We start from the raw sequence: 23540 nt of genomic DNA, 5'->3' as shown, positions 1-23540 counted from the left end.
GACCGCCCCGGCAATCTCTTGGCGAGTTCTCGCCGCCGCCGGGTGCGCCTCGCCGAATCCGGAGCGATTCCCTCCGACTCCCCTTGCCCGGCTCCTACTTCTTGAGCAGCCCCTTCGACTCCAGATAGGCCTTCGCCACGTCCTGCGGCTTCGCCCGCTCGGCGTCCACCTTGCGGTTGAGTTCGGCGAGATCCGCCGTCGTCAGGACCTTGGTGATCTTGTCGAGGGCGGCGGCTATCTCCGGGGATCCGGCGTCCTTGGCATTGACGACGGGCAGCACGTTGTCCGCGTTCTGCAGCTTCTTGTCGTCCTGCAGGAAGACGAGTCCGAAGGACTCCACGGTGGCGTCCGTGGTCGTGGTCAGGACGAGCTGGTCGACGCCGTCCTTCACGGCCTGCTTGGCCTGCGGCGTGCCGACTCCCTTGGGGTCCACACCGGCGACGTCGATCCCGTAGGTCTTCTTCAGGCCCGGCGCGCAGAAGGGCCGGATCTCGCATTCGTCACCGGCCGCGATCTTCACCTTGAGCTTCGCGCGGCCGAGATCGGAAAGCGTCTTCAGCTTGTTCTTCTCGGCGAATTCCCGGCTGACGGCGAAGGCGTTCTGGTCGACGGCCTCGCCGACCGCGAGCACCTTCAGGCCGCGCGGCTCGGCGAGCTTCTTCAGCGCCTCGGTGGTGGCGGCCGGGTCGCCGGAGGCGACCGGCTTCTCCTCGGGGGCCTTCGGGCCGTTCACCTTGGCGTTGAGGAATTCCGCGAGCGTGGCCGCGTATTCCGCCACGACGTCGATCTCGCCCTTCTCCAGGGACGGTTCGTACAGCTCGCGATTCTTCACGGTGGTGACGCTCGCGGAGTATCCGGCGTCGTCGAGGACCTGCGCGTACAGCTCGGCGAGCACCTTCGACTCGGTGAACGCGGCCGCGCCGACCACCACCGAGCCCTTCGCCCCGCCCGTACCGCCCGTGCCGCCCGTGCCGCCCGCCGAGGAGCCGGCGTCCTTCGACTTCTCCAGGCTGTCGCCGCCGCACGCGGCCAGCGAGACGGCCAGCGCCGCCGTGCCCAGTACCGCGCCCGTGATGCGCAAGGTCCTGCTCACAAGATCACCCTTTCAGTCGTCCGCCGCGGCCGAGGAGCCGGTCCGCGGCCACCAGCAGTGCCTCCACGAGGAGGGCGAGCAGGGCCACGAGCAGAGCGCCGGCGACCACCTGCGGTGTGTTGTACGTGTTGAATCCGGCGGTGATGATCCGGCCGAGGCCGCCCTGGCCGACCATGGCCGCGATCGTCGCGGTGGCGACCACCTGCACCGCCGCCGAGCGCAGACCGGCCATCAGCATCGGCCGGGCCAGCGGGAGTTCCACGCCGCGGAAGAGCTGTCCGCCGGACATGCCCATGCCCCGGGCGGCCTCCACGACCGCGCGGTCGACCTCCCGCACGCCCACGTAGGCGTGGGTGAGCAGCGGCGGTATCGCGAACAGGACGAGCGCGATCACCGCGGGCACGTCACCGGCGTTGCGCAGCGGCGACAGCATGAACAGGGCGAGCACCGCGAAGACCGGGATCGCCCGGCCGGCGTTGGAGACGTTGACGGCGACCGTGCCGCCCTTGCCCAGGTGGCCGAGCCACAGGCCCAGCGGCAGGGCCACGGCGCAGGCCAGCAGCAGCGCGGCCCCGCTCACGTACAGGTGCTCGGCGAGCCGGTGCCAGACCCCGCTCTCGCCCGACCAGTTGGCGCCGGTGGTCAGCCAGCTCCAGGCGTCCACGAGGACCGTCATCCCGCGGCACCTCCCGCCCGCCCGGCCCGGACCCGGGTCCAGGGTGTGAGGAGCCGCTGCAGGCCGAGGAGCAGCAGGTCGGCGACGATCGCGAGCAGCACGCACAGCACGGAGGCGGCGAGCACCTGCGCCTTGAAGAAGGTGGGCAGCGCGTCCTCGATCAGATTGCCCAGGCCGCCGCGGCCGACGATGGAACCGACCGTGGTGAGCGCGACCGTGGAGACCGTCGCGATCCGGACGCCGGCCATCAACGCGGGCAGTGCCAGCGGCAGTTCGACCTCCCACAGCAGCCGGCCCGCGCCGTATCCCATGCCCTTCGCGGCCTCCCGGGTCTCGGCGGGCACGGCGGCGAGGCCGGCCAGGATGCCGCGCACCAGGATCGTCAGCGAATACAGCACCAGGCCGGTCACGACCAGCGCCGACGACAGCCCCAGGAAGGGCAGGAGCAGCGAGAACATCGCGAGCGAGGGAACCGTGTAGAGCAGGGTGGTCAGCCCGAGGACGGGCCCGGCGAATCCCGGCCGCGCCCGCACGAGCAGGGCGAGCGGGAAGGCGACGAGGAGTCCGAGGAGCACCGACACGGCGGTGATTCCCACATGCTGGACGGTGGCGTCGGTCAGCTCCTGGGAGCGGGTGCGCAGATACTCGCCGCAGATCCAGTCGTTCGTCACCAGGCAGTTCGTCGCGGCCATGCCCACCCCCCGTCGCCAGCGCTCCGAACCTGTGTCTGACGGCGACCCTAACGCCCGCCACCGACAATCACCGGGGACCGCCACGATGTGGAAATACTTCCTTCACACAACGCGGCCGGCGAAGAGCCAGAATGGGGAACCATGATCCGGTTCGAGCACGTGACCAAGCGGTACGAGGACGGCACCACCGCCGTCGACGACCTCTCCTTCGACGTGGCCGAAGGCGAACTGGTCACGCTCGTCGGCCCGTCCGGCTGCGGCAAGACCACCACCATGAAGATGGTGAACCGGCTCGTCGAACCCACCGAGGGCCGCGTGCTGCTCGGCGGCGAGGACGTCGCCTCCGTCGACCCGGTCCGGCTGCGCCGCACCATCGGCTACGTCATCCAGCAGGTCGGCCTCTTCCCGCACCGCACCGTCCTCGACAACACCGCCACCGTGCCGGCCCTCCTCGGCTGGAAGAAGGCCAGGGCCCGCGAGCGCGCCGCCGAACTGCTCGACCTGGTCGGCCTCGACCCCGGCACGTACGGGCACCGCTATCCCGAGCAGCTCTCCGGCGGCCAGCGGCAACGGGTCGGCGTGGCCCGGGCGCTCGCCGCCGACCCGCCCGTGCTGCTCATGGACGAGCCCTTCGGCGCCGTCGACCCGGTGGTCCGCGAACGGCTCCAGACGGAGTTCCTGAACCTCCAGGCCACCGTCCGCAAGACGGTGCTGCTCGTCACCCACGACCTGGAGGAGGCGGTCCGGCTCGGCGACCGCATCGCCGTCTACGGAGAGGGCCGCATCGAGCAGTTCGACACGCCCGCCACCGTGCTCGCCGCCCCGGCCACCCCGTACGTCGCCGACTTCGTCGGCGCGGACCGCGGCCTGCGCCGGCTCGCCGTCACCCCGGTCACCGAGGCCGACCTGGAGCGGCCCGCCGCGGACGCGGGCCCGGCCGTCCCGCTCGGCGCCTCCCTCAAGGACGCCCTCGCCGCGCTGCTCCAGCACGACGCCGGACGGGTCACCGTGCACGCGCCCGACGACCCGGGCCGCGTGCTCGGCTCGCTCACCGCCGCGGGCGTCCACCGCGCCCTGCGCCGTACCGGCCCCGCGGAGGCGACGGACCCGGCGGACCGGGCGAGCACCGAGGACGAGGGCGTCAGTTCGCGCTGAGCCGCCCGCTCATCCACACCAGGCCCGGCGGGATCTCCCGGTTCCAGGTGTTGAAGTTGTGGCCGCCGCTCTCCAGCGTGATCGACGAGACCTTCGCCGGGGCCTTCACCTTCTTGATGAAGGCGAGCGTCCCCTTGAGGTTGCCCTCGCCGTGCTTCGACGTCGTCACCAGGAACGACGAATTCCCCTGCGGCAGATGGCCCAGGCTCCACAGCAGGTCGGCCCGCCTACGCGCCGCCTTGTCGCCGTGGAACAGATCGCCGGTCGTCACGTCGTCGGCCGCGTCGTAGTACGCCGAGAAGCCTGCGGCCGCCGCGAAGCGGTCCGGGTGGTGCAGCGCGATCTTCAGCGCGCAGTAGCCGCCGGTCGAGTTGCCCATGAAGCCCCAGTTCCGCGGCTTCGTGCCCACCCGGTACGTCTCCGAGACCGCCTTCGGCAGGTCCTCGGCGAAGAAGGTCTCCGTCTGCGGGCCGCCCGGTACGTTCACGCACTCGGTGTCCCTCGGCGGCGCGACCGTCGGCCGCAGCATCACCAGGATCATCGGCCGCATCTTCTTGTCCTTGGCCTGCTGATAGGCCGTCTTCGGGTACTTCAGGCCTTTCAGCAGGTTCTCCGCCGTGCCCGGATAGCCCGTCAGCACCACCGAGGCCGGGAAGGTCGACTTCGCGTACCGGGCCTGGAAGTACTCCGGCGGCAGATACACGTACGCCGGCGAGTCGATCCCCGACTTCTCGCCCGCTATGACGACCTTCTGTATCTGTCCGCCGACCGAGGGACGCCCGGCACCCGGCACGTCCAGCGCCTGCGTGCCGACGACCTTCACGTCCCTGGAGCCGGCCGAGTGGTCCACGACCACACCCATGTCCTGCTCCTGGCCGAACAGGTCCGCCCACGAGCCGTAGAACAGGAACGACTTGTTCGCCGCCAGACCGACCGAGGCGAACAGGGCCAGCTGGGTGGCGAGCAGCAGCCCGATCCGCCCCAGGACGGACCTCCAGCCGCCGCGCGCGAGCCGCGGCCACAGCCAGACCGTGGCGACGAACAGCACCACGGCCAGCGCAACCGCCACCGCGAGGACTTTGTTGCTGGTGAGACCCATGAGACGTCTGAGCTTTCTTCCTGATTTTTCCCTGAGATTTCCCCGAGAGCGAGTGAACCCGCCCCATCGCTGCTCCGTCCTAGAAGGCGCAAACCTCCGGCACGGCCCGCACACCAGCCGTGGCCCTGCCGGACCAACGATCTCTCGCGGAGCCACGGGAAGCACGGGAAGCGATGTCTGTCACGGTAGATGGGGACAAATCCGGATCGGTTCCGGGTCGCGCACGACGGATTCTGCGCGGCCCCCGACCTGAGCGGGTACCCGCACTCGTCGGTACGGCCTGCACGCTCATCGGCCTGATCGACATCGCCGCGGGCGTCTTCCCGCGGTTCCGCGCCAGCCGCATGCACAACCTCGCCGAGGTCCTCCCCGGCACCCTCGGACCGCTCTCCGCGGCCCTCTCCCTCAGCGCCGGCGTCCTGCTGCTGCTCCTCGCCCACGGCCTCAAGCGCCACAAGCGCCGCGCCTGGCGCGCCGCCGTCGTCCTGCTGCCGCTCGGCGCCCTCGCCCAGTTCGCCTGGCGCCACTCCGTCACCGGCGCCGTCCTCTCCCTCGCCCTGCTCGCCCTGCTCGTCCGGCACCGCGACCAGTTCGCCGCCCTGCCCGACCCGCGCAGCCGCTGGCGCGCCCTCGCCAACTTCGTCGTCATGGGCGCCGGATCCATCGCCCTCGGCCTCGTCATCGTCAGCGCCCACCCGCGCCGCGTCATCGGCAGCCCCAGCCTCACCGACCGCCTCGAACACGTCCTCTACGGCCTGTTCGGCTTCGAAGGCCCCGTCGCCTACACCGGCGGCACCGACTGGACCGTCGGCTACTCCCTCGGCGCCCTCGGCATGCTGACCGCCCTCACCACCATCTACCTCGCCTTCCGGCCCGAGCACCCGGCCGCCCGGCTCACCGAGGACGACGAGACCAAGCTCCGCGCCCTGCTCGACAAGCACGGCGCCCGCGACTCCCTCGGCCACTTCGCGCTCCGCCGCGACAAGGGCGTCGTCTTCTCACCCAGCGGCAAGGCCGCCGTCTGCTACCGCGTCGTCTCCGGCGTCATGCTCGCCAGCGGCGACCCCATCGGCGACGTCGAAGCCTGGCCCGGCGCCATCGAACGCTTCATGGACGAGGCCAAGGCCCACTCCTGGACCCCCGCCGTCATGGGCTGCTCCGAGACCGGCGGCCAGGTCTGGACCCGAGAGACCGGCCTCGACGCCCTCGAACTCGGCGACGAAGCGGTCGTCGACGTCGCCGGCTTCTCCCTCTCCGGCCGCGCCATGCGCAACGTACGCCAGATGGTCAAGCGCATCGAACGGAACGGCTACACCACCAAGGTCCGCCGCGTCGCCGACCTCAGCGACGGCGAACTCGCCCGCGTCCGCCGCGCCGCCGAGGACTGGCGCGGCACCGACACCGAACGCGGCTTCTCCATGGCCCTCGGCCGCATCGGCGGCCCCGGCGACGGCGAGGCGGTCATAGCGACCGCACACAAAGAGGACCCCGAAGACAGCGCCGACTCCCCCTACGGCGACCTGAAGGCGATCATCCACTTCGTCCCGTGGGGCACCGACGGCATGTCCCTGGAACTCATGCGCCGCGACCGCAGCGCCGACCCCGGCATGAACGAGCTCCTCATCGTCGCCGCCCTCCAGGACGCACCCCGCCTCGGCATCGAACGCGTCTCCCTCAACTTCGCCATGTTCCGGGCCGCCCTCGCCCGCGGCGAGAAGATCGGCGCCGGCCCCGTCCTGCGCGTCTGGCGCGGACTCCTCGTCTTCCTCTCCCGCTGGTTCCAGATCGAGTCCCTCTACAAGTTCAACGCCAAGTTCCAGCCACGCTGGGAACCCCGCTTCGTCGTCTACCGCACCAGCCGCGACCTGCCCCGCATCGGCTTCGCCGCCATGCAGGCCGAAGGCTTCGTGAACTTCACCCTGCCCCGCCCCTTCACCCGACGCCGCCGCGCAGCCGAGCCCCACCCCTGCGCCCACATCGTGCCCTCCCAGACCGAGCACGAGATCCGCGCCGCCTGAGCACCCGCCCCGCCCGGCCCGGCCCTGAGCGCCCGCCCCGCCCGGCCCGGCCCTGAGCGCCCGCCCCGCCCGGCTCCGCCCGGCCGCGCCCGCCCGGCCCGGCTCCGCCCGGCCCGACGCCGCACACACGGCACAAGGCCGGAAAGCACCCCCTACGCTGGAGGCATGAGTACGACGATCGGCCGGGGCACGGCACTCGGCCTGCCGGAGTGGGACCGCTGCGCGGTCATGGGCGTGGTCAACGTGACCCCCGACTCCTTCTCCGACGGCGGCCGCTGGTTCGACACCACGGCCGCCGTCAAACACGGCCTCGACCTCGTCTCCGAAGGCGCCGACCTCGTCGACGTCGGCGGCGAATCCACCCGCCCCGGCGCCACCCGCGTCGACGAGGACGAAGAACTCCGCCGCGTCATCCCCGTCGTCCGCGGCCTCGCCGCCGAAGGCGTCACCGTCTCCGTCGACACCATGCGCGCCACCGTCGCCGCCCAGGCCGTCGCCGCCGGCGCCGTACTCGTCAACGACGTCAGCGGCGGCCTCGCCGACCCCGCCATGATCCCCGCCGTCGCCGCCGCCGAGGTCCCCTTCGTCGTCATGCACTGGCGCGGCTTCAGCGACAACATGAACAGCCTCGCCGTCTACGACGACGTCGTCCACGAAGTCCTCACCGAACTGCGCACCCGCATGGAAGCCGTCGTCGACGGCGGCATCGCCCCCGAACGCATCGTCGTCGACCCCGGCCTCGGCTTCGCCAAACTCGCACCCCACGACCTCGCCCTCGTCGCCCACCTCCCCGAGCTGCGCGCCCTCGGCCGGCCCCTCCTCGTCGCCGCCTCCCGCAAGCGCTTCCTCGGCCACGTCCTCGCCCACGACGGCGCCGCACCGCCACCCGCCCGCGAACGCGACGCCGCCACCGCCGCCGTCTCCGCCATCGCCGCCCACGAAGGCGCCTGGGCCGTCCGCGTCCACGAGGTCCGCGCCACCGCCGACGCCGTACGAGTCGCCAGAGCCGTCGAGGGAGCCAGGTGACCCGCGCCCGCGAGGCCGACCGGGCGGCCGTCGAAGCCGCCAACACCGCCTTCTACGAGGCGATGGAAGAGGGAGACTTCGACCGCATCACCGAACTCTGGCTCGACGACGGCGCCACACCCGTCTCCTGCGTCCACCCCGGCTGGCCCGTCCTCAGCGGCCGCGGCGAGGTGCTCCGCTCGTACGCCCTGATCATGGCCAACACCGACTACATCCAGTTCTTCCTCACCGACGTCGAGATCTCCCTCACCGACGACGTGGCGATCGTCACCTGCACCGAGAACATCCTCAGCGGCGGACCCGCCGAGGACGGCGCCGAACTCGGACCCCTCGTCGGCCAGCTCGTCGTCGCCACCAACGTCTTCCGCCGCACGTCGGAGGGCTGGCGCGTCTGGTCCCACCACGGCTCGCCCGTCATCCCCGAAGGCGACTCCGAAGACGAGCCCGACACCGCCGACTGAGCCCCTCCACCCGCCCCTCACCCGCCGTGAACCCGCCCCGCACCGGCCCTCCGGCGGAGCCCCTCGGTCCGGCTGTCGGTGCCCGCAGGTAGATTCGATGGTGGACACCCGGCCGTCCGCACCCGGCTGCGTGGCCACCCGAACTACGACAGCAGGAGTGATTCGCGTGGATCGTGTCGCGCTGCGCGGCCTCAAGGCCCGAGGCCACCACGGCGTCTTCCCCAAGGAGCGCGAGGAAGGCCAGACGTTCATCGTCGACCTCACCCTCGGCCTCGACACCCGCGCCGCGGCCGCCGACGACGACCTGACGAAGACCGTGCACTACGGCGTGGTCGCCGAAGAGGTCGTGGACGTCGTCCAGGGCGAGCCCGTCGACCTCATCGAAACCCTCGCCGAGCGGATCGCCCAGCAGTGCCTCAAGCACGCCGGCGTCCAGGAGGTCGAGGTCGTCGTCCACAAGCCCGACGCGCCCATCACCGTCCCCTTCGACGACGTCACCGTCACCATCACCCGGAGCCGCGCATGAAGCCCCAGCACAGCGACCCCACCGTGCAGCCCGTACCGGCCGCGGTGACCGCCGCCGTCGACGCGGCCGACGTCACCCTCTCCAACCCCAAATGGGCCGTCCTCGCCCTCGGCGCCAACCTCGGCAACCGCCTGGAGACCCTCCAGGGCGCCGTCGACGCCCTCGAGGACACTCCCGGCCTCCGGGTCAAGGCCGTCTCCCCCGTCTACGAGACCGAGCCCTGGGGCGTCGACCCCGACAGCCAGCCCTCGTACCTCAACGCCGTCCTCCTCGTGAAGACCACCCTCCCGCCCGCCTCCCTCCTGGAGCGGGCCCACGCCGTCGAGGAGGCCTTCCACCGCGTCCGCGAGGAGCGCTGGGGCGCCCGCACCATCGACGTCGACATCGTGGCCTACGCCGACGTGGTCTCCGACGACCCCGTCCTCACCCTCCCCCACCCGCGCGCCCACCAGCGCGCCTTCGTCCTCGCCCCCTGGCACGACGTCGACCCCGCCGCCCAGCTGCCCGGCCACGGCCCCGTCGCCGACCTCCTCACCGGCGTCGGCCACGAGGGAATCGTGCCGCGCGTCGACCTGGAACTCCGGCTGCCCGAGTAATCGTTAGGCTCGTGGCAGACCACTGCACGGACCACACGAAGGACACCCGGTGAAACAACTGCGGCTCAAGGTTCTCGCCGGACTGTTCATCGCCGCCGGGGTCCTCTCCTGGGGCGCCGCCCGCCTGTGGGACGCCGTCGGCACGCTGCCCAGCGTGCCGCTCGCCGCACCCATCGTCCTGGCGGCCATCGCCGTGGTCCTCACCGCCACCGCCCTCTCCCTGCGCGCCCGCCTCAAGGCCCAGCGCGAACGCCGCCCCGGAGCCAAGGGCGTCGAACCCCTGATGGCCGCCCGCGCCGTCGTCTTCGGCCAGGCCAGCGCCCTCGTCGCCGCCCTGGTCGCCGGCATGTACGGCGGCACGGGCGTCTTCCTCCTCGGCTCCCTCGACGTCCCGGCCCGCCGCGACCAGGCCATCTACGCCGCCTTCTCCGTCCTCGCCGCCATCGGCGTCATCGCCGCCGCCCTCTTCCTGGAACACGTCTGCAAGCTCCCGGAGGACGAGGACGACAACGGCCCGAACCGCGCCCCCGTGAACTAGGCCCGTTCGTTCGAATCACCTCCGCCGGCCGAGGTCGTCGCTGATGATGTCCGTATGACTCACCGCATCAGCGCTCTGATCTCGGCCTTCGGCGTCCTTGCCAGCGTGATGCTGCTCGTTCTTGCCGTTCGTGAGTACCGCTCTGGGGCGTCGGTCCTCTGGCTCGTGGCTGGAGTTGTGATCTTCCTCGGCGCTTCGTACACGCTCGTGCGGGACGTGCGGCGGCTCCGTGCTGGGCTGACCGCCTGACACCGGCGCCGCTCCGGCCAGCCCTGCCGGTCGTTGTGGGTGTGCGCCGTTGACTGACGCGCAGGGGGTGCGGATCGAGCCGCTGCTGCCGGACCGAAGACCAGAGCGGGGCGGACGGTGGCGTGATCACCGGCAGAGTGATCAACGCGATCGCATGCTCATCCCGTCACCCACTCGCACTCTGCAACATCAGCGCGACCCACCTACGAGGCATGGTCTCCACTACCAGGGCTCACGCACCAGGTGCCCGTTGACCAGAAAGGTGGGGTGCGGGGCGAGCCGGTAGCTGTAGAAGGTGAAGGGCTTAGCACCGGCCGCGGGGCGCGGACGAACCTCGCGGACCTGGACCCAGGAACGCTCGGGCGGGTCCAGGCGGTGCCGCTCAGGGCTGAAGGTGCCGCGGTCTTGCCAGCGGTCCGAGATGCACAGCTGTGAGGCCAGGCCACGTCGCGACGGAGTGAACCGTGCTCCGATGATCAGAGCGAGATCGGCTAGGAACGGAACGTTGGCGCTCACAATCATCCGTCCCGACCACTGTTTGATCCGGCAACCGTCGCCTTCGACGTATCCGTCAAGGAACCCGCTGAATGTGTCGACGTCTCGGAGAACCACCCGCGGGAACCTTTGCCGCATGTGGTGAGCATCTCCGCCAACGTAGTGCCGCATCGCATCGGCGAGAAACGAGGACACCACCCGCACGCGAAAGCCCCGCAGGTTCCGCTTCAGATAGCCCGAAGGGCGGCTCACCGCCTCCAGCCGCGCGGGAAGCCCGGTGCAGGCAGTCAGAGCCGTCGCGTACCGAGTGGCGAAGTGCTCCTCGTTCACCACCAGCGACACATAGTTCTTGCCGACCGTGCCGTCGGCGCACGTGGCGCCGACGAAGTAGCCGAACTCGTATCCCGGCCGGATGGCGAATCGCTCCCGATGAAGCTTCCGCGCGGGCGTCCACGCGATCACCGCCCCCGCCGCGTCCCGCGCGTGCGTCCAGCCCTCCGGCGTCGCCAGCAGCAGATCCGGGCTGGCCGTGAACGTCATGTGGTCCGTGACCACGTCGACGGCCTGACGGCCCTTGACCGACGCCACCTCCACCACAGCGGTCCGCGCCGTGCGGTCGCCGTCCAGCGTCCACGTCACGCTGCCGGCTGCCACGTTCCTCGCCTGGACGCAGCCGTCCACCAGGTTCACCAGCATCTTGCTGGAAAGCCCGTAGCCCATACCGATCCCCCTTGATCAGCGATCAACTCCACTGATCGGGGACGGTATGGAGCAAGGCAGGCAGCTCGCTACTAACGGGCCAATATCAGGGACATAGCCTCGGCTCGTGTAGTAGCGTCACGAAGTTGCCCACGTACCGCCGAGGTCGTCGTTTTCGCCCCGGGCTTGCGGACGCCACGCAGCGCCATGCACATGTGCTCGGCCTCGATCACGACGATCGCGCCACGCGCGTCGAGAATCCTCATCAGCGAATCGGCGATCTGGGTCGTCAGGCGCTCCTGAACCTGCGGGCGGCGGGCAAAGACATCGACCAGACGGGCCAATTTCGACAGCCCGGTAATTTTGCCTGATTCAGCCGGAATGTAACCAATGTGAGCTACGCCATGGAATGGCAGCAAATGATGTTCACACTGAGATACCAGTTCGATATCCTTCACGAGCACCATTTCGTCGTGCCCGAGATCGAACGTCGTCGTCAGGACGTCTTCGGGCTTCTGCCAGAGCCCAGCGAAAAGCTCCTTGTACGCCCGCGCCACGCGCGCCGGCGTCTCTCGGAGGCCCTCGCGGTCCGGGTCCTCGCCGACCGCGATGAGGAGCTCTCGTACGGCGTTCTCGGCGCGCTTCTCGTCGAAATCGCCGATCGTGCCCTCGCCGTCCAGCGTCACCGGGTCGGTCATCTGTGCCTCGTTCCGTCTGTCTGACTTGGCGCGAAAATGCCGCGCCCCCACAGGCTAGAACCTGCGGGGGCGTGGCATCCATTCCGGGGCCCGTGGAGCCTACGGCTCCGGGGTGTCCTCCGGGGCGATCTCGATCGGCTTGGTGGTGTCGACCGGGGTCGTCGCCGAGGAGGAGCCGTTGGCGCTGTTGGTCAGGGCCAGCTCCTTCGGGGAGAGGACCGGCGGGCGGGTGGACGGGGTGCGGCGGGCCGAGCCCGTCCAGGCCGGGCGGGCCGGGCGCTTGACGATGGGCGCGAAGATCTCGGCGATCTCCTCCTTGCCCAGGGTCTCCTTCTCGAGGAGCGCGAGGACCAGGTTGTCGAGGACGTCGCGGTTCTCGACCAGGATCTCCCAGGCCTCGTTGTGCGCGGTCTCGATGAGCTTCTTGACCTCTTCGTCGACCAGCGCGGCGACCTCTTCCGAGTAGTCGCGCTGGTGCGCCATCTCACGGCCGAGGAAGGGCTCGGTGTTGTCGCCGCCGAACTTGATGGCGCCGAGCCGCTCGGTCATGCCGTACTGGGTGACCATCGCGCGGGCCGTGGCGGTGGCCTTCTCGATGTCGTTCGCGGCGCCGGTGGTCGGGTCGTGGAAGACCAGTTCCTCGGCGGCGCGGCCGCCCAGCATGTAGGCCAGCTGGTCGAGCATCTCGTTGCGCGTGGTCGAGTACTTGTCCTCGTCGGGGAGGACCATGGTGTAGCCCAGGGCCCGGCCGCGGGACAGGATGGTGATCTTGTGGACCGGGTCGGAGTTCGGCGAGGCCGCCGCGACCAGGGCGTGGCCGCCCTCGTGGTACGCGGTGATCTTCTTCTCCTTGTCCGACATGATCCGGGTCCGCTTCTGCGGGCCCGCGACCACGCGGTCGATCGCCTCGTCGAGCGCCTTGTTGTCGATCAGCTTCTTGTCCGAGCGGGCGGTCAGGAGGGCCGCTTCGTTCAGGACGTTCGACAGGTCGGCGCCGGTGAAGCCGGGGGTGCGGCGGGCGACGGCGCCGAGGTCGACGTCCGGCGCGACCGGCTTGCCCTTCTGGTGGACCTTGAGGATCTCCAGGCGGCCCTGCATGTCGGGGCGGTCGACGGCGATCTGCCGGTCGAAGCGGCCCGGGCGCAGGAGGGCGGGGTCGAGGATGTCGGGCCGGTTGGTGGCGGCGATGAGGATGACGCCGCCCTTGACGTCGAAGCCGTCCATCTCGACAAGGAGCTGGTTGAGGGTCTGCTCGCGCTCGTCGTGTCCGCCGCCGAGGCCGGCGCCGCGGTGGCGGCCGACGGCGTCGATCTCGTCGACGAAGACGATGGCGGGGGCGTTGGCCTTGGCCTGCTCGAAGAGGTCGCGGACGCGGGAGGCGCCGACGCCGACGAACATCTCGACGAAGTCGGAGCCGGAGATCGAGTAGAACGGGACCCCGGCCTCGCCGGCGACGGCGCGGGCGAGGAGGGTCTTGCCGGTTCCGGGCGGGCCGTAGAGCAGCACGCCCTTGGGGATCTTGGCGCCGACGGCCTGGAACTTGGCGGGCTCCTGGAGGAATTCCTTGATCTCGTGGAGTTCCTCGACCGCCTCGTCCGAGCCGGCGACGTCGGCGAAGGTCGTCTTGGGGGTGTCCTTGGTGATGAGCTTGGCCTTGGACTTCCCGAAGTTCATGACGCGGGAGCCGCCGCCCTGCATCTGGTTCATCAGGAAGAGGAAGACGACCACGATGAGGACGAAGGGCAGCAGGGAGAGCAGGACCGAGAGGAACGGGGACTGCTTCTCCGGGGAGACGGTGTAGCCGTCCTTGATCTGCCCGGCCTCGAACTTCTCCTGGAGCTTGTCGGCGAGGTCTGCGCCCTGGGTGCCGATGTAGCTGGCCTGGACCTTGCTGCTCTTGTCGATCTTCTGGCCGTCGGTGAGCTCGATCTTGACGACCTGCTCGTCACCGGTGGTGAGCTTTGCGGATTTGACCTGGTTCTTGTCGATCGCCTGGACGACCTTGCCGGTGTCCACCGTCTTGTAGCCCTCGGACGAGCCGACGACCTGCATCAGCACGACCACGGCGAGGACGGCCAGCACGATCCACATGACCGGCCCGCGGAAGTATCGCTTCACGTCCATCCATACGGGGCGTGCTCGACGCCCCGTCCCTCCTGCCCGTAGGTAAATGCTGCTGTGTGAGAAAAGAACTGTTCTTCGGACGGTACCCCAGCATTGTCACCCGTGGCCGTCTTCCCTTGCTTCAACGGAGGGAAGACGGGGCGGGTTCCCTGTGCCGGCTGTTGTGTCAGCCGCCGTAGACGTGCGGGGCGAGGGTGCCGACGAAGGGGAGGTTGCGGTACTTCTCGGCGTAGTCCAGGCCGTATCCGACGACGAACTCGTTGGGGATGTCGAAGCCGATCCACTTGACGTCGATGGCGACCTTGGCGGCGTCCGGCTTGCGCAGGAGGGTGCAGACCTCCAGGGAGGCCGGCTCGCGGGAGCCGAGGTTGGACAGGAGCCAGGACAGGGTCAGGCCCGAGTCGATGATGTCCTCGACGATCAGGACGTGCTTGCCCTTGATGTCGGTGTCGAGGTCCTTGAGGATGCGGACCACGCCGGAGGACTGGGTGCCGGCTCCGTAGGAGGAGACGGCCATCCAGTCCATGGTGACGGGGGTGGACAGCGCGCGCGCCAGGTCCGCCATCACCATCACGGCGCCCTTGAGGACGCCGACGATGAGCAGGTCCTTGCCCGCGTACTCCGCGTCGATCTTCGCGGCCAGCTCGGCCAGCTTCGCGTCGATCTCTTCCTTGGTGATGAGCACCGACTTGAGGTCGGTGCCCATGTCCTTCTCGTTCACCCGGGTCACTTTCGTTGCAGCCTTGCGTCAGCCTTGCCGAATGACCAGTCTGCCACCCTGGCGGCGTGCCTCGACGCGGCCGGGCAGGTTGATGGCTCCTTGGCCGCGCCAGCCGGTGATGAGCCGGTCGACCTCTTCGATGTGGCGGGCGAAGAGGGAGCCGGCGGGTGCGCCTTCGGCGATGACGGCGCGGCGCAGGACGCGGCGGCGGACGGCGGGCGGGAGTCCGTGGAGCTTGGCGCATTCGAGGCGGCCGGCTTCGTCGCGTACGGCGGCCTCGGCGTCGGCGGCCCAGGAGTCGAGGGCGTCGGCGTCGTCGCGGGAGAGCTGGGCGGTGCGGGCGAGGGCTTCGACGACGCCTTTGCCGAGGGCTTTCTCGAGGGCGGGGAGGCCTTCGTGGCGGAGCCGGGAGCGGGTGTAGGCGGGGTCGGTGTTGTGCGGGTCGTCCCAGACGGCGAGTTCCTGGGCGATGCAGGCCTTGCGTACGGTCTGCCGGTCGAGCTCCAGGAAGGGGCGGCGGTAGCGGCGTGCGGTGCCGGAGACGGCGGCCATGCCGGAGAGGGAGCGGATGCCGGAGCCGCGGGCGAGGCCGAGGAGGACGGTTTCGGCCTGGTCGTCGCGGGTGTGGCCGAGCAGGATGGCGGTGGCGCCGTGGCGTTCGGCGGCGGCGTCGAGGGCGGCGTAGCGGGCGTCGCGGGCGGCGGCTTCGGGTCCGCCGTCGCGGCCGACGGTGACGGCGACGGCTTCGACGGGGTCGAGGCCGAGGGCGGTCATGCGGTCGGCGACTTCGCGGGCGCGCTGTTCGGAGCCGGTCTGGAGGCCGTGGTCGACGGTGATGCCGCCGGCGCGGAGGTCGAGTTTGCGGGCTTCGAAGGCGAGCGCGGAGGCGAGTGCCATGGAGTCGGCGCCGCCGGAGCAGGCGACGAGCACGAGGGGGCGTGGGCGGCCTGTGTCGTCGGGGCGGGTGCCGTCGGCGCGGGTGCCGTCGGGGCCGGTGGTGGTGTGCTCGGTGAGGACGTCGTGGAGTACGCGGCGGACCGCCAGGCGTATCGCCGCGACCGCAGGATGGGGACCCATGTCCGGTGCCCTTCGTGGTGTGTGTGGGTGCCTCGGTCGGTGTCTTAACGGTCGGAAGTGGGGGTTCGGTCACTGAGAGTGCGTCGATGGTGACAGAACCTGGCCGTTAGCCGAGCATTGCACGCCTCACCCGCCGTCTACGGTCCCTCGGATGGGTGATTGGTGGGGTGTTCTTTCGTCATCCGACGCACCTGTCTCAGGAGTCTGCCTTACGGTGCACCCTCGCCACCCAGTCGGCCGGTTGGGCGATCTCGGCCTTGGTGGGGAGGGTGTTGGGCGAGGTCCAGACGCGGTTGAAGCCGTCCATGCCGACCTGGTCGACGACGCCGCGGACGAAGCGTTCGCCGTCGCGGTACTGGCGGAGCTTGGCGTCGAGGCCGAGGAGGCGGCGCAGGGCGAGGTCGAGGCGGGAGGCACCGCGGGCGCGGCGCTGCTGGAACTTCTCGCGGATCTCGGTGACGGAGGGCACGACGTCGGGTCCGACGCCGTCCATGACGTGGTCGGCGTGGCCTTCGAGGAGGGACATGACGGCGGTGAGGCGGCCGAGGATCTCGCGCTGTTCGGGGGTCTGGACGAGTTCGACGAGGGAGGGGGCGGGTTCGCCCTCTTCTCCTTCGGGCCGGCCGCCGACGAGGGTCTGGGCGGCTTCGCGGAGGCGTTCGACGACGGTGGAGGGGTCGACGTCGGTGGCGGCGAGGAATGACTGGATCTCGCCCTGGAGGTGGTCGCGGAGCCAGGGGACGGCGGTGAACTGGGTGCGGTGGGTCTCCTCGTGGAGGCAGACCCAGAGGCGGAAGTCGTGCGGGGAGACGTCGAGCTCGCGTTCGACGTGGACGATGTTGGGGGCGACGAGGAGGAGGCGTCCGCCGCCTTCGGTGCCGGCGGGCAGCTCGCGGGTGGCGGGCGCGAAGGTCTCGTACTGGCCGAGGATGCGGGAGGCGAGGAACGACAGGAGCATGCCGAGTTCGACGCCGGTGACCTTGCCGCCGACGGCGCTGAGGACGGTGCCGCCCGGGGTGGTGGCGCGGCGTTCGCGCATCTTCTCGAGGAGCGGGGAGAGCAGTTCGCGGAAGCCGGCGACGTTGGCCTTGATCCAGCCGGCCCGGTCGACGACGAGGACGGGCGTGTCGGGGGTTTCGGCGGGGTCGCGGTCCTCGGGGATCATGCGGGTGTAGCCGCGGACGTGTGCCTCGGCGGCTTTGGCGTGTTTGCGGAGCTCGGCGACGACGGCGCGGGCCTCGTCGCGGCTCACTTCGGGGCCCGGGCGTACCAGGCGGGTCGCCGTCGCGACGGCGAGATTCCAGTCGACCATCCCCGATGTGCCTGCACCACCGATGCTCGTCATGCGTCAACCGTACGTTCTCGACGCCCGTTCGGTGAGGGTTCGGGCGAGTATTCGCCGGGGTCAGGGGCGTGGCGTGGGTCGTTTCGCCGGGCCGGCGGCGAGGGCGGCGGAGAGCCGGTCGAGGGCGGCCTGGGCGGTGTCGGGCGAGCTGGTCCGGCCGGCGAGGAAGGCGAAGGCGAGGAGCCGGCCGTCGGCGGTGACGACGGTGCCGGCGAGGGTGTTGACGCCGGTCAGGGTGCCGGTCTTGGCGCGGACGAGGCCGGCGCCGGGTGCGGCGTCGGTGCTGTCGAAGCGGGTGGCGAGGGTGCCGCTGAAGCCGCCGACGGGCAGTCCGGTGAGGACGGGGCGCAGGGTGGGGCGGGCGGGGTCGGCCGCTCGGGTGAGGATGCCGGTGAGGAGGGCGGCGGAGACGCGGTCGCGCCGGTCGAGGCCGCTGCCGTCGGTGAAGCGGGCTCCGGCGAGGGGCAGGCCGAGGCGGGCGAGTTCGTCGTGGACGGCTTTGCCGGCGCCGGCGAAGCTGGCGGGCTGTTTGCGGGCGAGGGCGGTCTGCCGGGCGAGGGCTTCGGCGAGGTCGTTGTCGCTGTGGGTGAGGGTGCGTTCGACGAGGTCGGCGAGGGGCGCGGAGTCGGTACGGGCGAGGAGGGCGGTCTTGTCGCCCAGGGCGGCCTTGCCGTTCGTGGCGGTCTTGCCGTTCGCGGCGGTCTTGGGCGCCTTGCCGGGTGCGGGGGCGCCCTCGACGGTGATTCCGGCGTCGGCGAGGAGGCCGGCGAAGGTGCCGGCGGTGTCGGCGGCCGGGTCGGCGGCGCGCGGGGCGGGACCGCTGCGGCTGTCGTCGAGGCGGCCTTCGCGGGTCATGAGGGCGCTGACGGGCGCGAGGTTCTCGTTGGGTCCGATGGGGTGGAGCGCGGGGCCCTGGTAGAGGCTGGTGTCGTACGTGAGGCGGACGGGTGCGGTGGCGCCGCGGGCCTTGAGGGCGCGGGCGGTGGCGTCGGCGAGCGTCTTGAGGCGGGCCCGGTCGAGGGTGGGGTCGCCGCCGCCGACGAGGGTGACGGTGCGGCCGTCGGGACCGGCGAGGGTGGTGGTGGCGATGCGGTGGTCGGGGCCGAGGGCGGAGAGCGCGGCGGTGGCGGTGGCGATCTTGACGGTGGAGGCGGGTGTCATCGGGGTGGTGGCGCCTTCGCCGTAGAGCTGTCGGCCGGTGGTGGCGTCGACGACGGAGGCGGTGCGCAGCGGGCCGAGGCCGGGGTCGCCGAGCAGGGGGACGAGGACGGCGGCGAGGTCGTCACCCGCGCGGGTGGTCTGTGGGGTGCCGGGCGCGTCGGGTCCGGCGGGGACGCCGAGGGCGGGCAGGACGCCGGGAGCGCTGGGTGCGGGGGCCGGGCGGCGGGGCCCGGCGGCGGGGGCGGCGGCGTGATGTGCGCCACCTGTCGTTCCGGCGGCGACCGCGCGGGCCCGCTCGGCCTTACGCTGACCGTTGTCCCACGGGCCGGCCGCGGCCACCGCTCCGGCGGCCAGGGCCAGACCGAGTACGGCGGAGCCCGCCGCGAGCTGCCAGGTTCTCGGCTCCGGCATGTGATGACCAGCCCCTTTCGCGATCAGGACCCTGCGTGAGGGACACTTAACCACCGCGCGTCGTCGCGAGCATTGACATGTGTTGATTCAGGAGGAGATCCACCCGTGGAGTTCGACGTCACCATCGAGATCCCGAAGGGGTCGCGGAACAAGTACGAGGTCGACCACGAGACCGGTCGGATCCGCCTGGACCGCCGTCTCTTCACGTCGACGGCCTACCCGACGGACTACGGCTTCGTCGAGAACACGCTGGGCGAGGACGGCGACCCGCTGGACGCGCTGGTCATCCTGGACGAGCCGACGTTCCCGGGCTGCCTGATCAAGTGCCGCGCCATCGGCATGTTCCGCATGACGGACGAGGCCGGCGGCGACGACAAGCTGCTGTGCGTCCCGGCGACCGACCCGCGCATGGAGCACCTGCGCGACATCCACCACGTGGCCGAGTTCGACCGCCTGGAGATCCAGCACTTCTTCGAGGTCTACAAGGACCTGGAGCCGGGCAAGTCCGTCGAGGGCGCCGACTGGGTCGGCCGCGCCGAGGCCGAGGCCGAGATCGAGAAGTCGTACAAGCGCTTCAAGGAGTCGGGCGGCCACTGAGCCGGCTTGATCCCTGCTTGTGAGAGGGCGGCGCACCTGCTGAGGTGCGCCGCCCTTCGCGCGTCCATACTGGCCTTCAGCCGGGTCCGTATGGGGCCGGGACGTGCGGGTAGCAGGCCGGAATGAGGGCGAACAGAGTGGTGGCGATGCCGGACGGGCCCGAGGAGGCGCCGGAGGACCGGAAGCCGCCGTCGGACGAGGCGCGCAGCGCGTTCGCCCCGCCGCCCGGGGTGGAGCCGCCCGAGCCGCCGGAGGAGGAGCATCCGACCTCCGAGTTCGCGCTGCCGGAGGGCCTGGCGCCGGAGCCGCCGCCGGAGCAGGAAGGTTCCGCCTTCGCGCCTCCGTCGACCTACTCGGCGAAGACGTCTCCGCCCGCTTTCACTCCCGCGCACGGGATACCGCTGGTCAGGATGTCGCAGGACGCGCCGTGGCAGGACCGGATGCGGACGATGCTGCGGCTGCCGGTGGGTGAGCGGCCGGTGCCGGAGTCGGTCCGGAAGGCGGACGAGGGCGGGCCGCCGGTGCCGCGCGTGCTGGACCTGACCTTGCGTATCGGCGAGCTGCTGCTCGCGGGCGGTCAGGGCGCGGAGGACGTCGAGGCGGCGATGTTCGCGATCTGCCGGTCGTACGGTCTGGACCGCTGCGAGCCGACGGTGACGTTCACGCTGCTGTCGATCACGTACCAGCCGTCGCTGGTGGACGATCCGGTGACGGCGAACCGTACGGTACGGCGCCGGGGCACGGACTACACCCGGCTGGAGGCGGTCTACCAGCTGCTGGCGGACATCAACGACCCGGACCACGACGTGTCGGCGGAGGACGCCTACCGGCGGCTGGCGGAGATCCGGCGCAACCGGCACCCGTATCCGGGCTGGGTCCTGACGGGCGCGGCCGGGGTCCTCGCCGGGGCGGCGTCGGTGCTGCTCGGCGGCGGTCTGACGGTGTTCGTGGTGGCGGCGCTGGGCGCGATGCTGGGCGACCGGCTGGCGTGGCTGTGCGCGGGGCGCGGGCTGCCGGAGTTCTACCAGTTCCTGGTGGCGGCGATGCCGCCGGCGGCGGTGGGTGTGGCGCTGACGCTGCTGCACACGGATCTGCGGCCGTCGGCGGTGATCACGGGTGGCCTGTTCGCGCTGATCCCGGGGCGGGCGCTGGTGGCGGCGGTGCAGGACGGTCTGACCGGTTTCTACATCACGGCCTCGGCGCGGCTCCTGGAGGTCGGCTACTTCTTCGTGGCGATCGTGGTGGGCGTGCTGTCGGTGCTGTACCTGGCGGTGCAGTTCGGCGCCGAGCTCAATCCGGAGGGGGCGCTGAAGCCGGTCGAGCGGCCGGTGACGCAGATCGTGGCGTCGATGGTGCTGTGCGCGACCTTCGCGATCCTGTTGCAGCAGTCGCGGGCGACGGTGCTGTTCGCGACGCTGAACGGCGGTGTGGCGTGGGTGATCTACGCGTCGATCGCGGTGACGGCGGACGGTTCCGCGGTGATGGCGACGGCGGTGGCGGCGGGTCTGGTGGGTCTGTTCGGGCAGCTGATCGCCCGCTATCACCACACGTCGTCGCTGCCGTACGTGACGGCGGCGATCGGTCCGCTGCTGCCTGGTTCCGCGACGTACTTCGGGGTGCTCGCGATCGCCCAGAACAACCTGGACGACGGCTTCACCTCGCTGGCGAAGGCGGCGGCCCTGGCGCTGGCGATCGCGATCGGGGTGAACCTGGGTGGCGAGCTGGCCCGGCTGTTCATGCAGGCTCCGCGCGCGGCGGCGGCGCGCCGCGCGGCGAAGCGGACGAGGGGCTTCTGAGGCCCGGGCCCAAGGCCTGAGGGCCGGGCCCGAGGTCCGGGGGCCGGGCCGGGCCCAAGGCCCGAGGGCCGGGCCGGGGCGCCTCAGGCCCGGCCGGGGGCCGGGTCAGCGCTTGGCGTGGCGGCCGCGCTCGGCCGGCGGGTTCGGGGTGCCGGGGCCGTCGTGGTGGCCGCCGTCGCCGCCGCCGTTGCCGTTGCCGGGGTTCTTCTTGGACTGGGAGCGGGCCCGCAGCAGCTCGACGGCGACCGGGATCACCGAGATCAGCACGATGGCGACCAGGATCAGCTCGATGTGCTTGTGGACGAACTCGACCTTGCCGAGCGCGGAGCCCAGCAGCGTCACGCCCGCGCCCCACAGCAGGCCGCCGATGACGTTGAACGTGATGAAGGAGCGGTAGTTCATCCGGCTGACGCCGGCGATGATCGGCGTGAACGTGCGGACGATCGGCACGAAACGGGCCAGGATCAGCGACTTCGGGCCGTGCTTCTCGAAGAACTCGTGCGCCTTCTCGACGTTCTCCTGCTTGAAGAGCTTGGAGTCGGGGCGCTTGAAGAGGGCCGGGCCGACCTTGCGGCCGAAGAGATAGCCCACCTGGTCGCCGATGACCGCGGCGGCGACCACCAGCGTGCACACCATCCACAGCGGATAGTCCAGCTTGCCGGTGGTGACGAGCAGGCCGGTGGTGAAGAGCAGCGAGTCACCGGGCAGGAAGAAGCCGATGAGCAGTCCGGACTCGGCGAAGACGATGACGAGGACACCGATCAGACCAAAGGTCTGGATCAGATAGTCCGGGTCCAGCCAGCTCGGTCCGAGGGCAAGCGTGTTCACGGGTTCCGGGCTCCTGCGGTCGGTGGGGGCGGGGGATGTCGTACGGGACTGGCGCCCCAAGCTATCAACGCGAGGTGAACCCGCCGGGTTCCACCCGGCTCCGACCGGCCTCCGACCGGCCTCCGACCGGGCTCCGACCGGGCTCCGATCGGGCTTTGTCGGGATGCGGCCGGTCCCGCCGGGCCCCAGGCTGTGGGCCAGGAGGTGGATGCGCATGGGCATCGACGACTACGGCGGCGGCCAGACGTCCCCGTCGGACGTGCTGGTGGTCACGACCAACGACGTACCCGGCTACCAGGTGCAGCAGGTGATCGGCGAGGTCTTCGGGCTGACCGTGCGGTCCCGGCACCTGGGCAGCCAGATCGGCGCGGGCCTGAAGTCGATGGTCGGCGGAGAGCTGAAGGGCCTGACGAAGACCCTGGTGGAGACCCGTAACCAGGCGATGGACCGGCTGGTGGAGCAGGCGAAGGCGCGCGGCGCGAACGCGGTGCTGATGTTCCGCTTCGACGTCACGGCGGCCGCCGACGTGGGCACCGAGGTGTGCGCCTACGGCACGGCCGTGGTCATCGCGCCGCGCCCCTGACCCGCTCCTAGCGGTCCCGCACGCCCAGGCGCCGCGCGTTCGCGTGGATCGCGGCGCGCAGGTGCTCGGCGAGGCCCTCGTGGATCGACTCGTAGAAGGCCCGGTAGTTCTCGTCGGAGACGTACATCTCGGCGAGGCCCTGGTGGATCTTCGGGTGGCAGTCGAAGAACCACTTGGTGACGTGGGCGCGGTGGGCCTCGGCCAGCTCGGTCGCGGCCGCCGAGGCCGGGGCCTCGCCGGCGTCCATGAGGGCTCCGTAGGCGGCGCCCCAGGCGTCGATCTCCTCCTTCATGCGCTGCCAGTCGTCCTTGGTGTACGTCGCGACACGGGCCTGGGTCTCCTCGTACGTGTGGGTGCCGCCCCAGCGTCGGGCGGACTCCTCCGCGTACCGCTCGGGGTCCTTGTGGCCGAAGACCTCGAACTTCTCCTCGGGCGTGAGGTTGATGCCCATTCTTCTCGCCTCCATGGCGTGCTCGACGGCCGCCGCCATCCTTCGCAGTTCCCCGATGCGCGCGGTGAGCAGCCGGTGCTGCCGCCGCAGGTGCTCCTGCGGGTCGGCGCGCGGGTCGTCGAGGAGGACGGCGACCTCTTCGAGGGGAAAGCCGAGCTCCCGGTAGAACAGGATCTGCTGGAGCCGGTCGAGGTCCGCGTCGTCGTAGCGGCGGTGACCCGCCGCGCTGCGGCCGCCCGGCGAGAGCAGTCCGATCGCGTCGTAGTGGTGCAGGGTGCGCACCGTGACCCCGGCGAAGCCGGCGACCTGTCCCACGGACCAGCCCATCGGCCTCCCCCTTCCTCGTTGGTTCACCCGTCAGCCTGGGTCCTGACGCGACGTGAGGTGCAAGCCCTAATTTCGTCATGTTCTGCGGCATTTGCTCA

24 protein-coding genes are annotated in these 23540 nt (G+C 71.0%); 11 read left to right on the top strand and 13 right to left on the bottom strand.

Annotated features, from left to right (window positions below; translation table 11 throughout):
- Positions 1 to 94 precede the first annotated feature (94 nt).
- Genes ACIGO8_RS15995 through ACIGO8_RS15985 form a run of 3 tightly spaced genes read right to left on the bottom strand, consistent with a single transcriptional unit; the run spans position 95 to position 2461 of the window.
- Positions 95 to 1093: an ABC transporter substrate-binding protein gene (locus ACIGO8_RS15995; RefSeq protein ID WP_399729894.1), complete on the bottom strand. Its 999-nt coding sequence runs from the start codon at positions 1091 to 1093 to the stop codon at positions 95 to 97.
- A 4-nt stretch (positions 1094 to 1097) separates the two neighbouring features.
- Positions 1098 to 1769, bottom strand: coding sequence for an ABC transporter permease (locus tag ACIGO8_RS15990; RefSeq protein WP_399729891.1), 672 nt, complete (start codon positions 1767 to 1769; stop codon positions 1098 to 1100).
- Positions 1766 to 2461, bottom strand: a complete 696-nt coding sequence (locus ACIGO8_RS15985; RefSeq protein ID WP_399729889.1) for an ABC transporter permease — start codon at positions 2459 to 2461, stop codon at positions 1766 to 1768. The genes ACIGO8_RS15990 and ACIGO8_RS15985 overlap by 4 nt, the downstream gene beginning before the upstream one ends.
- 141 nt (positions 2462 to 2602) lie before the next feature.
- On the opposite strand from ACIGO8_RS15985, the gene ACIGO8_RS15980 reads away from it, so the two are divergent.
- Positions 2603 to 3616 (top strand): ABC transporter ATP-binding protein, encoded by a 1014-nt coding sequence (locus ACIGO8_RS15980; RefSeq protein WP_399729886.1) that lies wholly within the window; start codon positions 2603 to 2605, stop codon positions 3614 to 3616.
- On the opposite strand, the gene ACIGO8_RS15975 is transcribed toward ACIGO8_RS15980, so the two are convergent.
- Positions 3603 to 4715: an alpha/beta hydrolase gene (locus ACIGO8_RS15975; RefSeq protein ID WP_399729883.1), complete on the bottom strand. Its 1113-nt coding sequence runs from the start codon at positions 4713 to 4715 to the stop codon at positions 3603 to 3605. The genes ACIGO8_RS15980 and ACIGO8_RS15975 overlap by 14 nt on opposite strands.
- Positions 4716 to 4888: 173 nt before the next feature.
- On the opposite strand from ACIGO8_RS15975, the gene ACIGO8_RS15970 reads away from it, so the two are divergent.
- The 7 genes from ACIGO8_RS15970 (at position 4889) to ACIGO8_RS15940 (ending at position 10129) form a co-directional block, all read left to right on the top strand.
- Entirely contained in the window at positions 4889 to 6733 is a 1845-nt protein-coding gene (locus ACIGO8_RS15970) for a phosphatidylglycerol lysyltransferase domain-containing protein (protein ID WP_399729881.1), read from the top strand.
- 165 nt (positions 6734 to 6898) lie between these two features.
- Positions 6899 to 7759: a dihydropteroate synthase gene (folP, locus tag ACIGO8_RS15965; RefSeq protein ID WP_399729877.1), complete on the top strand. Its 861-nt coding sequence runs from the start codon at positions 6899 to 6901 to the stop codon at positions 7757 to 7759.
- A 62-nt stretch (positions 7760 to 7821) separates the two neighbouring features.
- Positions 7822 to 8220 (top strand): nuclear transport factor 2 family protein, encoded by a 399-nt coding sequence (locus ACIGO8_RS15960; RefSeq protein WP_399730111.1) that lies wholly within the window; start codon positions 7822 to 7824, stop codon positions 8218 to 8220.
- A gap of 166 nt (positions 8221 to 8386) precedes the next feature.
- Entirely contained in the window at positions 8387 to 8746 is a 360-nt protein-coding gene (gene folB / locus ACIGO8_RS15955; RefSeq protein WP_356698728.1) for a dihydroneopterin aldolase, read from the top strand.
- Positions 8743 to 9342: a 2-amino-4-hydroxy-6-hydroxymethyldihydropteridine diphosphokinase gene (folK, locus tag ACIGO8_RS15950; RefSeq protein ID WP_399729874.1), complete on the top strand. Its 600-nt coding sequence runs from the start codon at positions 8743 to 8745 to the stop codon at positions 9340 to 9342. Before folB ends, folK begins: the two co-directional genes overlap by 4 nt.
- Positions 9343 to 9391: 49 nt before the next feature.
- Complete coding sequence (locus ACIGO8_RS15945; RefSeq protein WP_399729872.1) at positions 9392 to 9880, top strand: DUF3180 domain-containing protein; 489 nt, start codon at positions 9392 to 9394, stop codon at positions 9878 to 9880.
- A gap of 54 nt (positions 9881 to 9934) precedes the next feature.
- Positions 9935 to 10129 carry a hypothetical protein gene (locus ACIGO8_RS15940; protein WP_399729870.1) on the top strand — a complete coding sequence of 65 codons (195 nt, stop codon included), beginning with the start codon at positions 9935 to 9937 and terminating at the stop codon, positions 10127 to 10129.
- A 222-nt stretch (positions 10130 to 10351) separates the two neighbouring features.
- On the opposite strand, the gene ACIGO8_RS15935 is transcribed toward ACIGO8_RS15940, so the two are convergent.
- The 7 genes from ACIGO8_RS15935 to dacB all read right to left on the bottom strand — a co-directional run bounded on the left by ACIGO8_RS15935 (position 10352) and on the right by dacB (position 18860).
- A complete protein-coding gene (locus tag ACIGO8_RS15935; protein ID WP_399729868.1) occupies positions 10352 to 11344 on the bottom strand; it encodes a hypothetical protein in 993 nt (330 codons plus the stop codon).
- Between the two features lie 71 nt (positions 11345 to 11415).
- Entirely contained in the window at positions 11416 to 12021 is a 606-nt protein-coding gene (gene folE / locus ACIGO8_RS15930) for a GTP cyclohydrolase I FolE (protein WP_399729866.1), read from the bottom strand.
- Between the two features lie 99 nt (positions 12022 to 12120).
- Positions 12121 to 14145 (bottom strand): ATP-dependent zinc metalloprotease FtsH, encoded by a 2025-nt coding sequence (gene ftsH / locus ACIGO8_RS15925; protein ID WP_399729863.1) that lies wholly within the window; start codon positions 14143 to 14145, stop codon positions 12121 to 12123.
- Between the two features lie 166 nt (positions 14146 to 14311).
- Positions 14312 to 14851, bottom strand: coding sequence for a hypoxanthine phosphoribosyltransferase (hpt, locus tag ACIGO8_RS15920; RefSeq protein ID WP_132917781.1), 540 nt, complete (start codon positions 14849 to 14851; stop codon positions 14312 to 14314).
- A gap of 42 nt (positions 14852 to 14893) precedes the next feature.
- Positions 14894 to 15943 carry a tRNA lysidine(34) synthetase TilS gene (gene tilS, locus ACIGO8_RS15915; RefSeq protein WP_399729860.1) on the bottom strand — a complete coding sequence of 350 codons (1050 nt, stop codon included), beginning with the start codon at positions 15941 to 15943 and terminating at the stop codon, positions 14894 to 14896.
- A gap of 196 nt (positions 15944 to 16139) precedes the next feature.
- Positions 16140 to 17288, bottom strand: a complete 1149-nt coding sequence (locus ACIGO8_RS15910) for a zinc-dependent metalloprotease (protein ID WP_399729857.1) — start codon at positions 17286 to 17288, stop codon at positions 16140 to 16142.
- Between the two features lie 60 nt (positions 17289 to 17348).
- A complete protein-coding gene (dacB, locus tag ACIGO8_RS15905; protein ID WP_399729854.1) occupies positions 17349 to 18860 on the bottom strand; it encodes a D-alanyl-D-alanine carboxypeptidase/D-alanyl-D-alanine-endopeptidase in 1512 nt (503 codons plus the stop codon).
- 105 nt (positions 18861 to 18965) lie between these two features.
- Here dacB and ACIGO8_RS15900 point away from each other — a divergent pair, with 105 nt between their 5' ends.
- Both ACIGO8_RS15900 and ACIGO8_RS15895 read left to right on the top strand, forming a co-directional pair.
- The gene (locus ACIGO8_RS15900; RefSeq protein ID WP_128984413.1) at positions 18966 to 19457 is read left to right on the top strand and encodes an inorganic diphosphatase; all 492 of its coding nucleotides are present in this window, start codon (positions 18966 to 18968) and stop codon (positions 19455 to 19457) included.
- Positions 19458 to 19594: 137 nt separating this feature from the next.
- A complete protein-coding gene (locus ACIGO8_RS15895) occupies positions 19595 to 21253 on the top strand; it encodes a threonine/serine exporter ThrE family protein (protein WP_399730106.1) in 1659 nt (552 codons plus the stop codon).
- Between the two features lie 105 nt (positions 21254 to 21358).
- Here the strand turns inward: ACIGO8_RS15895 and ACIGO8_RS15890 are convergent, their stop codons facing one another.
- Positions 21359 to 22081 (bottom strand): DedA family protein, encoded by a 723-nt coding sequence (locus ACIGO8_RS15890; protein ID WP_399729851.1) that lies wholly within the window; start codon positions 22079 to 22081, stop codon positions 21359 to 21361.
- A 214-nt stretch (positions 22082 to 22295) separates the two neighbouring features.
- Here ACIGO8_RS15890 and ACIGO8_RS15885 point away from each other — a divergent pair, with 214 nt between their 5' ends.
- The gene (locus tag ACIGO8_RS15885; RefSeq protein ID WP_399729848.1) at positions 22296 to 22664 is read left to right on the top strand and encodes a YbjQ family protein; all 369 of its coding nucleotides are present in this window, start codon (positions 22296 to 22298) and stop codon (positions 22662 to 22664) included.
- A 7-nt stretch (positions 22665 to 22671) separates the two neighbouring features.
- Here ACIGO8_RS15885 and ACIGO8_RS15880 read toward each other — a convergent pair whose 3' ends face one another.
- On the bottom strand, positions 22672 to 23442 hold the full coding sequence (locus ACIGO8_RS15880; protein ID WP_399729846.1) for a MerR family transcriptional regulator: 771 nt from the start codon (positions 23440 to 23442) through the stop codon (positions 22672 to 22674).
- Positions 23443 to 23540 lie beyond the last annotated feature (98 nt).

This window comes from Streptomyces sp. NPDC053493 (genome assembly GCF_044544825.1).
GTDB lineage: Bacteria > Actinomycetota > Actinomycetes > Streptomycetales > Streptomycetaceae > Streptomyces.
The sequence above is the reverse complement of the archived record's forward strand: the minus strand, read 5'-3'. Positions and strand labels throughout refer to the sequence as shown.

Bases quoted from the DNA above. Each gene is read 5' to 3' on its own strand.
- ACIGO8_RS15990 (WP_399729891.1), bottom strand. From the start codon at position 1,769: ATGACGGTCCTCGTGGACGCCTGGAGCTGGCTGACCACCGGCGCCAAC.
- ACIGO8_RS15985 (WP_399729889.1), bottom strand. From the start codon at position 2,461: ATGGCCGCGACGAACTGCCTGGTGACGAACGACTGGATCTGCGGCGAG.
- ACIGO8_RS15980 (WP_399729886.1), top strand. From the start codon at position 2,603: ATGATCCGGTTCGAGCACGTGACCAAGCGGTACGAGGACGGCACCACC.
- ACIGO8_RS15975 (WP_399729883.1), bottom strand. From the start codon at position 4,715: ATGGGTCTCACCAGCAACAAAGTCCTCGCGGTGGCGGTTGCGCTGGCC.
- ACIGO8_RS15970 (WP_399729881.1), top strand. From the start codon at position 4,889: ATGTCTGTCACGGTAGATGGGGACAAATCCGGATCGGTTCCGGGTCGC.
- folP (WP_399729877.1), top strand. From the start codon at position 6,899: ATGAGTACGACGATCGGCCGGGGCACGGCACTCGGCCTGCCGGAGTGG.
- ACIGO8_RS15960 (WP_399730111.1), top strand. From the start codon at position 7,822: ATGGAAGAGGGAGACTTCGACCGCATCACCGAACTCTGGCTCGACGAC.
- folK (WP_399729874.1), top strand. From the start codon at position 8,743: ATGAAGCCCCAGCACAGCGACCCCACCGTGCAGCCCGTACCGGCCGCG.
- ACIGO8_RS15940 (WP_399729870.1), top strand. From the start codon at position 9,935: ATGACTCACCGCATCAGCGCTCTGATCTCGGCCTTCGGCGTCCTTGCC.
- ACIGO8_RS15935 (WP_399729868.1), bottom strand. From the start codon at position 11,344: ATGGGCTACGGGCTTTCCAGCAAGATGCTGGTGAACCTGGTGGACGGC.
- folE (WP_399729866.1), bottom strand. From the start codon at position 12,021: ATGACCGACCCGGTGACGCTGGACGGCGAGGGCACGATCGGCGATTTC.
- ftsH (WP_399729863.1), bottom strand. From the start codon at position 14,145: ATGGACGTGAAGCGATACTTCCGCGGGCCGGTCATGTGGATCGTGCTG.
- hpt (WP_132917781.1), bottom strand. From the start codon at position 14,851: ATGGGCACCGACCTCAAGTCGGTGCTCATCACCAAGGAAGAGATCGAC.
- tilS (WP_399729860.1), bottom strand. From the start codon at position 15,943: ATGGGTCCCCATCCTGCGGTCGCGGCGATACGCCTGGCGGTCCGCCGC.
- ACIGO8_RS15910 (WP_399729857.1), bottom strand. From the start codon at position 17,288: ATGACGAGCATCGGTGGTGCAGGCACATCGGGGATGGTCGACTGGAAT.
- dacB (WP_399729854.1), bottom strand. From the start codon at position 18,860: ATGCCGGAGCCGAGAACCTGGCAGCTCGCGGCGGGCTCCGCCGTACTC.
- ACIGO8_RS15885 (WP_399729848.1), top strand. From the start codon at position 22,296: ATGGGCATCGACGACTACGGCGGCGGCCAGACGTCCCCGTCGGACGTG.
- ACIGO8_RS15880 (WP_399729846.1), bottom strand. From the start codon at position 23,442: ATGGGCTGGTCCGTGGGACAGGTCGCCGGCTTCGCCGGGGTCACGGTG.